At 31.5% G+C, this 8,446-nt stretch carries 10 protein-coding genes and 1 riboswitch; of the genes, 4 read left to right on the top strand and 6 right to left on the bottom strand.

Annotated features, from left to right (window positions below):
* Both ACI313_RS04775 and ACI313_RS04780 read left to right on the top strand, forming a co-directional pair.
* Positions 1 to 380, top strand: a 380-nt coding sequence (locus tag ACI313_RS04775; protein ID WP_439755414.1) for a hypothetical protein, incomplete at its 5' end; no start/stop codon positions are given.
* A 100-nt stretch (positions 381 to 480) separates the two neighbouring features.
* Positions 481 to 909: a hypothetical protein gene (locus tag ACI313_RS04780; RefSeq protein ID WP_439755415.1), complete on the top strand. Its 429-nt coding sequence runs from the start codon at positions 481 to 483 to the stop codon at positions 907 to 909.
* A gap of 15 nt (positions 910 to 924) precedes the next feature.
* On the opposite strand, the gene ACI313_RS04785 is transcribed toward ACI313_RS04780, so the two are convergent.
* Positions 925 to 2,118, bottom strand: a complete 1,194-nt coding sequence (locus ACI313_RS04785) for an MFS transporter (RefSeq protein WP_439755416.1) — start codon at positions 2,116 to 2,118, stop codon at positions 925 to 927.
* Positions 2,096 to 3,007 (bottom strand): cation diffusion facilitator family transporter, encoded by a 912-nt coding sequence (locus ACI313_RS04790; RefSeq protein WP_439755417.1) that lies wholly within the window; start codon positions 3,005 to 3,007, stop codon positions 2,096 to 2,098. Before ACI313_RS04790 ends, ACI313_RS04785 begins: the two co-directional genes overlap by 23 nt.
* Positions 3,008 to 3,089: 82 nt before the next feature.
* Positions 3,090 to 3,175: riboswitch (NiCo riboswitch) on the bottom strand.
* 120 nt (positions 3,176 to 3,295) lie between these two features.
* On the opposite strand from ACI313_RS04790, the gene ACI313_RS04795 reads away from it, so the two are divergent.
* Complete coding sequence (locus ACI313_RS04795; RefSeq protein ID WP_439755418.1) at positions 3,296 to 4,555, top strand: aminotransferase class I/II-fold pyridoxal phosphate-dependent enzyme; 1,260 nt, start codon at positions 3,296 to 3,298, stop codon at positions 4,553 to 4,555.
* Here ACI313_RS04795 and ACI313_RS04800 read toward each other — a convergent pair.
* The 4 genes from ACI313_RS04800 to ACI313_RS04815 form a co-directional block, all read right to left on the bottom strand.
* Positions 4,552 to 5,295, bottom strand: a complete 744-nt coding sequence (locus tag ACI313_RS04800) for an SDR family NAD(P)-dependent oxidoreductase (protein WP_439755419.1) — start codon at positions 5,293 to 5,295, stop codon at positions 4,552 to 4,554. The two genes, ACI313_RS04795 and ACI313_RS04800, sit on opposite strands and share 4 nt — an antisense overlap.
* 24 nt (positions 5,296 to 5,319) lie before the next feature.
* Positions 5,320 to 5,877 carry an elongation factor P gene (efp, locus tag ACI313_RS04805; protein WP_320607422.1) on the bottom strand — a complete coding sequence of 186 codons (558 nt, stop codon included), beginning with the start codon at positions 5,875 to 5,877 and terminating at the stop codon, positions 5,320 to 5,322.
* Positions 5,878 to 5,943: 66 nt separating this feature from the next.
* On the bottom strand, positions 5,944 to 7,170 hold the full coding sequence (gene pnuC / locus ACI313_RS04810) for a nicotinamide riboside transporter PnuC (protein WP_439755420.1): 1,227 nt from the start codon (positions 7,168 to 7,170) through the stop codon (positions 5,944 to 5,946).
* 84 nt (positions 7,171 to 7,254) lie between these two features.
* Positions 7,255 to 7,830: a xanthine phosphoribosyltransferase gene (locus ACI313_RS04815; RefSeq protein WP_320607420.1), complete on the bottom strand. Its 576-nt coding sequence runs from the start codon at positions 7,828 to 7,830 to the stop codon at positions 7,255 to 7,257.
* 107 nt (positions 7,831 to 7,937) lie between these two features.
* Here ACI313_RS04815 and ACI313_RS04820 point away from each other — a divergent pair, with 107 nt between their 5' ends.
* On the top strand, positions 7,938 to 8,378 hold the full coding sequence (locus tag ACI313_RS04820) for a hypothetical protein (protein ID WP_439755421.1): 441 nt from the start codon (positions 7,938 to 7,940) through the stop codon (positions 8,376 to 8,378).
* Positions 8,379 to 8,446: the final 68 nt, after the last annotated feature.

The raw sequence follows: 8,446 nt of genomic DNA on the forward strand, positions 1-8,446 counted from the left end.
ATGAAGAAAGTATCAATCAATGTGAAGAAGAATATAAAGAAGTGATTATGATGATTTATGAGTTATTTATTCAAAAACAGGACCTAACACAAAAGAAAGAGATATTATCAAAATATGGTATAATCGACATAGAAGAACAGGAGATGATGACAATGTGTAATTTATCCTATTATTTTGAACTTAAAGGCGAAGAACGTGGACTAAGTCAAGGAATTGATATTGGACGAAGTGAAGGAATTGGCATTGGTCGAACTGAAGAACGTAAAAAAACAATCCAAAACATAATGTCTACTTATAATCAAACTTTTGATGAAGCATATGATTTATTAAATTATGACAAAAGTGAAAAAGAACAATATCGACAATTAATTTGTAGCTAATAAAACTGGGACAAGGAATATAGTAAGATTATTCTTTGTCTTTTTCTATAGTATTGTTGCCGTAGATAAATATCCTAGAATCCTAACTGGAAAACCACAAATGATAAAGAAACACTATGACAATCAAACACAAATCTACATATTCATGGATGAAGAAAGTATCAATCAATGTGAAGAAGAATATAAAGAAGTGATTATGATGATTTATGAGTTATTTATTCAAAAACAGGACCTAACACAAAAGAAAGAGATATTATCAAAATATGGTATAATCGACATAGAAGAACAGGAGATGATGACAATGTGTAATTTATCCTATTATTTTGAACTTAAAGGCGAAGAACGCGGACTAAGTCAAGGAATTGAAATTGGTCGCAGTGAAGGAATTGATATTGGTCGAACTGCAGAACGTAAAGAAACAATACAAAATCTAATGTCATCTTCTAATCAAAGTTTTGATAAAGTATATGATTTATTGAATTACGATGAAAATGAAAAAGAAAAGTATCGTAAACTTATAGCCAACTAACAATAAAAAGATGGATTATTTTACTAGATCCATCTTTTGTTCTTTTAAACCAAATTGTAAAATTAAAGCCGTGATGAATGATAAACTAGCACCTAATAAGAAAGGAGCATAAGAACCAACATATTCATATAAGAAACCAGCAATCACACTACTAAATAATAAAGCAATTCCTACTAATGTTCCGTGTAATCCTAACATAGTTCCTTTTAAGTATTTTGGACTGATTTCACTAATAAAGGCTTTTTCTACTCCAGCAATCATAGCTGTATAGAATCCATATAATACAAAGGCCAATAAAATAGATATTTTATTACTTCCTAGTCCAAATAATAAATAAACTAAAGAAAATAATAAATAACCTTTTACTAATATACCTTTTCTTCCTTTTTTATCCGATTTCTTTCCCATGGGAATCGATAATAAAGAACACACTATATTATATATAAAATACAATAAAATCACATGCGTACTTGTATATCCAACATCTTGTGCTCTCAACAATAAAAATGAATTCGATGAATTTCCTAGTGTAAATAAAACAGCTACGAATAAATATAGTTTTAATTGATTATCTAATTTATCTACATTTTTAAAGATGTTTTCTTTCTTGGTTTGAACTCTATTTTTATTTTCTTTGACAAAGATAAAGAAAAATAAAGCGATGACAATAGGAATTATCGAAACAATAAATATCTTTTTATAAGAAGAAATAGAATCTCCAAAATATTTTAGAATCAAAAGCGATAATAAAATCCCAATCGCCGATCCTAACATATCCAAGGCCTTATGAATACCAAAAGAAGTTCCTAAATTATCTTCTGTACTTTCCGCTACCATTACATCTCTTGGAGCGGTTCGAATTCCTTTTCCAAAGCGGTCAATGACACGGGCGATTAATATTCCCACCCAACTTGTGGATACCAATAAAGCAATCTTATAAATAAAGCCTGTGCAATATCCACAAAAAGCTAATTTCTTTTTATTTTGATATTTATCCGAAATATAACCACTAAATACTTTTACTAAACTAGCTAAGCTTTCAGCAATTCCTTCAATAACTCCTACAATCGCAGGTGTGGTTCCTAATACTGCAGTTAAATACAAAGGAATTATAGGATAAACCATTTCCGATGAAATATCCGCAAAACAACTAATTAACCCCAAAAAGACAATATTTCTAAGTCCTTTATTCTTCTTTTCCTTTTCCATTTTCAATCACCCCGGGATTCACATGCACCATAATGTGTTTTACTTTAGGAAAATTTATTTCAATTTTTTCATGAACTTGTTCCGCAATTTCATGTGCTCTTTTAAGAGTGTAGTTCTCATTCACTTCTATTTCAACATCAACATAGATTTTATTTCCAAATATACGTGTTTGAAGTAAATCTATACCTAATACTTCTTTATTTTCTCTTACACAATTACATAGTTCTTGTTCTGTTTGTTCATCACAACTATGATCTACCATTTTATCAACTGCATCTTTGAAAATATCATAAGCCGCTTTGACAATAAACAAGAAAATAATAAGACTGGCAACGGAATCCATAATAGGATATCCCATACGAGCACCTAATATACCAATTAAAGCACCAATTGAAGACAATGCATCCGAGCGATGATGCCAGGCATCAGCCATTAAAGCACTTGAATCAATTTTTTTGGCATAGTGTCGTGTATACCAATACATAATTTCTTTTACAACAATAGAAATAATAGCTGCTAATAATGCTAATAAACCAGGAACTTGAATGTTTTTATAATTTCCTGAAAAAATCGTTTGAATGACTTCCATTCCAATAGCAAGTCCGGTAATAAATAAAACCATTGCCAAAACAATGGCAGCTACACATTCCATTCTTTCATGTCCATATGGATGTTCTTTATCCGCTTTTTTTGATGAAAGCTTAACGCCAATCATAACAACAAACGTACTAAATACATCACTTGCCGAGTGAACGGCATCACTAATCATGGCATTGGAATGAGCAAACAGTCCGGCCAATAGCTTTAAGATTGATAAAGCCAAGTTGGCAACAATGGTTACAATCGATACTCGATTAGCAACTCTAGAAAATTCATTTTGATCTGTCATTTTGTCCTCCTAATCTCTTTACATGACCAGGAAAGTTTTAAAAAATGGTATAAAAAAACTTCCACGAATCAGTGTTAGCAACTACTGTCCCATGGAAGAAATGATTTCCACTGTCACTTTTGTGACCCGACTCCATAACTATGTTACGGTCTGCTCAGTTTGTACTGTAGATTCAATGCAGCGCAAAGAGTATATATATAGTATCGATTATATTTTTTTAAGTCAATTTGATTTGGTTAGGCATATATAATTGATGTATAATAAAAAACGAAATTGAAAGAGGTAGTTATGATTTTAGAACAAATTGATAAAGACTTATTAGAACTTTCTAAACAATCCGATATTGTTTTAAAAGACATTTATGAAAACATAGATGACATTTGTTTGTACAACTCCAATCGTATTTTATCGTATTTCATTGAAAATAAAGTATCATACTCTGATTTTACTGATATCAATGGATATGGAAACTACGACGAAGGAAGAGATAAATTAGAACGTATTTTTGCCAGTGTATTAGGATGTGAAGATGCTTTGGTTCGTCCACAAATTATGAGTGGAACCAATGCCCTATATCTGACCTTATCAGCTTTATGTAAACATGGAGATACAATGATTTCTATTTCCGGTGCACCTTATGATTCTTTACAAGAAATGATTGGAATTATTGGTTCTTCTAGTCAATCCCTAAAAGCCAATGGTGTAAAATACGAACAAATTGAATTAGTAAACGATGACTTTGATGATGATGCCATTATCAATCGATTAAAAGAAAAAAATGTGAAACTAGTTGAAATTCAACGATCACGTGGATATTCTCATCGTTTATCTTTAAGTATGGATAAAATTAGTCGCATCATCAAAAAAATCCGTGAAGTTAATCAAGAAGTTATTATTATGGTTGATAACTGTTACGGTGAATTAGTTGAAAAAATTGAACCAGGACATGTGGGTGCCGATGTAGTCGTTGGCTCTTTAATGAAAAACTTAGGAGGCGGAATTGCTTCAACGGGTGGATATGTTGCCGGAAATGCGGATTTAATTCACATGGTTGCAGAACGCTTAACTTCGCCAGGAATTGGAAAAGATTTAGGAGCAAACTTTAATTTAAATAATTCTTTCTTTAAAGGTCTTTTTATGGCACCTAGTGCTGTTCGTTCAAGTTTAAAAACTGCTGTTTTCTCAGCATATATGTTAGAACAATTGGGATATAAAAATGTATCTCCTCGTTATGATGAACCAAGAACCGATATTATTCAAACACTTGAACTAGAAACAAAAGAAAACTTAGTCAACTTTACCCAAGGAATTCAAAACACAAGTCCTATTGATTCTTTTGTTCGTGTTATGCCTGCTCCTATGCCTGGTTATCCTTTTGATGAAGTGATGGCAGCAGGAAGTTTTACACAAGGAAGTACCATTGAATTAAGTGCCGATGCACCAGTTGTTGAGCCATATACTTTATATATGCAAGGTGGATTGACATTAGAATACGGTAAATTATCAATTTTATTAGCTCTTACAAACATGAAAAGGAAGTTGGATTAACAACTTCCTTTTTGTCCACCATCAATACGAATCACCGTATTATTTATAAAATTAGCTTCACTGCTGATTAAAAATTTCACTAAATATGCGACTTCTTCCGGATTTCCATAGCGATTTACCATAATCTTTTCACATTCTTCTTTTAAGAATTCTTCATCATATCCATCTAATTCATTTTCGGTTCCAATGAATCCTGGGGCAATGCAATTTACATTCACATAAGGTGCAAATTCAAATGCCAAATTATGTGTTAAAGAAATAAGCGCAGCTTTAGAGGCATCATAGTCAATACACATTGGATAGTATGTATTAATTCCATTGGTAGAAGAAATATTAATAATTCTTCCATATTCTTGATCCAACATATGATGATACACTCTTTTAGCACAATTAAACGCCCCAATCACATTAACATCCATGGTTTTTCGAAATTCATCGGCTGTTTTTAAGTGAAATAAATTCGATAAATCGATACCAGCATTATTAATCAGAACATCAACGCCACCCATTTCCTTTTCAATTTGACTAACCATGTCATCAACTTCTTGTTCCTTGGAAACATTGGCACAAATTGCCATGCATCGAACACCTAAATTAAGGATTGTTTCCTTTAATTCCATCGCTTCTTTATGACTTGAACGATAATTGATTACGATATCATAGTGATTCTTAGCTAGTTCTAAAGCAATGGCTTTACCAATTCCTTGAGCGGCTCCTGTAATTAAAACAACTTTATTCATAATTTTAAAAAAAAGAGCTTATTATTAAGCTCTTCCTGCGTATTTTCCATCTGCTGTGAAAACAACAACCTTTTCTCCTTGTTCAATGAACTGAGGAACACGGATTGTTAATCCTGTATCTGTAACCGCATCTTTAGTTTGGTTAGATGGAGCACCTTTGATTGCTGGATCTGTTTCGACGATAGTTAATTCAACTTTTTCTGGAACAGAAACAGATAATAATTCACCTTCAAAGAACATTAATGAAACTTCAGAACCTTCAACAACATAGTATTTGTTTTCTCCCATGTGTTCTTCTGTTAATTCATAAGTATCAAATGTTTCTAAGTCCATGAAATAATAAGTTCCACCTGCTTCATACGAATATTGAGCCGCTTTTTTAGAAATATTAGCTTGATCAAATTTTGTATTCGCATTGAAGTTTTTTTCTTGAATAGAACCAGTTTTTAAGTTTCTCATCTTAGTTTTTAAGATAGCTGCACCTTTTCCTGGTTTAACATGTTGAAAATCTAAAACTTGACAAGGATCTCCATCAACGATTAATGTTAATCCTGTTTTAAAATCACCTGCAGAAATTGCCATAATTCATCACTCCTATTTTTTTACACGCTATATTGTATCAGTTTTTAAGGGCAACCTCAAGACGAATTAGAATATTGATACTTCTTTCTTTTCTGAATGAGAATTTATATATTTACTCCATTTAATGTATCCATAAGTAGTATTTGTGAAATATCCAAGTTTCAATACCAACAATACATATTGCCCAGAAATAATATTAATAACTGCTTCTAAGAATGCACAAATATACCAAGCAATCCATTGTTCTCTAAAACGGAAGAAAATGAATAGACCATTGGCAATTCCTACTGCTGATGCACATGCATCAATATAAATAATTGCGGTTTCTAGTGTTTCATTGTGATAGAAATCTGTTGCGATATCTAATCCACTGATTAAATATCCCACACCAAAAGTCCAAACCACAATTCCTAAAATAACCAATACTTCTTGCCATCCTTTTAAACGACGAACCACTGTTAATTCATCTTCTTGATCGTCTTTGTGTTTAGACCAGTTAATATAACTAATAATATCAATTGGAAGCCAGAAGAATAGCGTTGTTGCCATAGTTGCGAAGCGATACATTAATACAATACACATCACAATTTCCACAATTTCGACTAACACTGAAACCAAGAAATTATATCGAGATTGTTTTGAAATTAATAGTTCACATAAAATATTTAGGAATGTATCTAATAAATACAACAACATGATTACAATTCCATTAACACCATTGGCACTTTCTTCTGGGAATATTACTGAAATAATTGTAGCCAAGGCCATGATAGATAAGAACCATGCTTTTTCATAGGTTGTGAATTGTCTTGAAAATAACATCATAATCACAACTGATAAGGCAAGAATTAAAGAAGCAATGGCTAAGTTAAAAATCGACATTGTTTTATTTGCCATTACCGATGTATATACATCTTGTGCTTCTGATTTACTTACATCTTTATGATCAAAATAAAGCTTTGTCCCATCTTTACTTTCAAATTCATAAGCCGTAATTGTTTTTTCATCATGATTCACATATTCATCATAAGAATACGTAATAACCATTGAATCTTTACCTTTTGTATAAGTTACATCACATGAAGCATAGTCTTCGTCATAGTCTTCTAATGAGAAGTCTCTTGTCATTTCTACTTGTTCAATAAAATTAATTTGACCTACATTGGCATTGATTTTACTTGTTCCCATCGCAAAAGAAACAATAGACGTTAAACATAAACCAATTAATAATAGAATTTCAATTGTTTTTACCTTTTTATTAGGTTCAATATTCTTCCTAAAAAATTCAATCATATCTATACTCTCCTTTAAATTCGAAAACAATTATATAAAAAAATTTTCTATAAAAAAAGAGTTCATTTTCATGAAGCCTAATTTTTATCTAAAAGTAATTTCACCAGTTTCATCATCCATCGCATCCACGATAGCCAATGATTCCAAGTGATATCCTAAATTACGAATGATTTGTCCTCCATTTTGGAATCCTTTTTCAATCGCAATTCCAATTCCTTCAACGCTTCCACCTGCTTGTTGTACAATTGAAATTAACCCTTGAAGAGCACATCCATTTGCTAAAAAATCATCAATAATCAATACATGATCTTCTGGCCCTAAAAACTTTTTCGAAACAATAACTTGGTTCTTTGTTTTATGTGTGAAAGATTCAACTTCAGCTACATACATATCTCCATCTAGATTAATGCTATGTGATTTTTTTGCGAATACAACAGGCACATTGAAATATTGAGCTGCAACACAAGCAATTCCAATTCCTGATGCTTCAATGGTTAAGATTTTATTGATATTTTCATTTTTAAATCGTTCTTTAAATTCTTGTCCCATTTTTTGATATAAATCAATATCAATTTGATGATTTAAAAAACTATCGACTTTAAGAACATTTCCTGGCTTTACAACACCATCTTTAATGATTCTTTCTTCTAAAAAATTCATTTCATTTCTCCTGCGTAATAATACAATAAGAATAACGCATCTAAATAAAAAAATCTATATTTTTATAATATTTTCTATATATAATAGGTATATAGAAAGGATTATCAATGAAAAAATTACTAATAACAATTCTTTGTTCTTGTTTCCTTTTTGGATGCACAAGCAACAAACCAACAACCCTTCAAGAAGACATCGACGCTCTATATGAAGGAGTAGACAAAGATTCCATTCCTGCTTATGAAGTCACTGAACTCAATGAAGAAAACTTTGAATACTTTGCCTTTATTCCTTGGTGTGAAGGAATTGAAGCCGTACATGCCGATGCTCTAATCAATGCGCTACCTCATTCTGTTGTTTTAATTCGTAAAACCGATGATTCTGTTGATTTAGAAGCAATGGCTAACGAAATCAAAGAAAATGCCAATCCAGCTAAATGGGTTTGTGTAGAAGCTGAAAAAAGTGAAGTCGCAGTAAATGACGATGAACTCTTATTGGTCATGACATCAAAAGACTTAGCCGATCAAATGATTGCGAATTTTATGGATTAGCCTTGTGCTAATCTCAGACTGTTGACAAAGTGGTCGACAGTCTTTTTAAATTCTGATATTATTGTTGT

It is taken from the genome of Floccifex sp. (assembly GCF_051873495.1).
Classification (GTDB): Bacteria; Bacillota_I; Bacilli_A; order Erysipelotrichales; family Erysipelotrichaceae; genus Floccifex.

What these genes read in the sequence shown, in the direction of transcription:
- ACI313_RS04800 (WP_439755419.1), bottom strand. Translation starts at nt 5,295, where the DNA reads ATGAATAAAGTTGTTTTAATTACAGGAGCCGCTCAAGGAATTGGTAAA.
- efp (WP_320607422.1), bottom strand. Translation starts at nt 5,877, where the DNA reads ATGGCAATTTCTGCAGGTGATTTTAAAACAGGATTAACATTAATCGTT.
- ACI313_RS04815 (WP_320607420.1), bottom strand. Translation starts at nt 7,830, where the DNA reads ATGAATTTTTTAGAAGAAAGAATCATTAAAGATGGTGTTGTAAAGCCA.
- ACI313_RS04785 (WP_439755416.1), bottom strand. Translation starts at nt 2,118, where the DNA reads ATGGAAAAGGAAAAGAAGAATAAAGGACTTAGAAATATTGTCTTTTTG.
- pnuC (WP_439755420.1), bottom strand. Translation starts at nt 7,170, where the DNA reads ATGATTGAATTTTTTAGGAAGAATATTGAACCTAATAAAAAGGTAAAA.
- ACI313_RS04780 (WP_439755415.1), top strand. Translation starts at nt 481, where the DNA reads ATGATAAAGAAACACTATGACAATCAAACACAAATCTACATATTCATG.
- ACI313_RS04790 (WP_439755417.1), bottom strand. Translation starts at nt 3,007, where the DNA reads ATGACAGATCAAAATGAATTTTCTAGAGTTGCTAATCGAGTATCGATT.
- ACI313_RS04795 (WP_439755418.1), top strand. Translation starts at nt 3,296, where the DNA reads ATGATTTTAGAACAAATTGATAAAGACTTATTAGAACTTTCTAAACAA.
- ACI313_RS04820 (WP_439755421.1), top strand. Translation starts at nt 7,938, where the DNA reads ATGAAAAAATTACTAATAACAATTCTTTGTTCTTGTTTCCTTTTTGGA.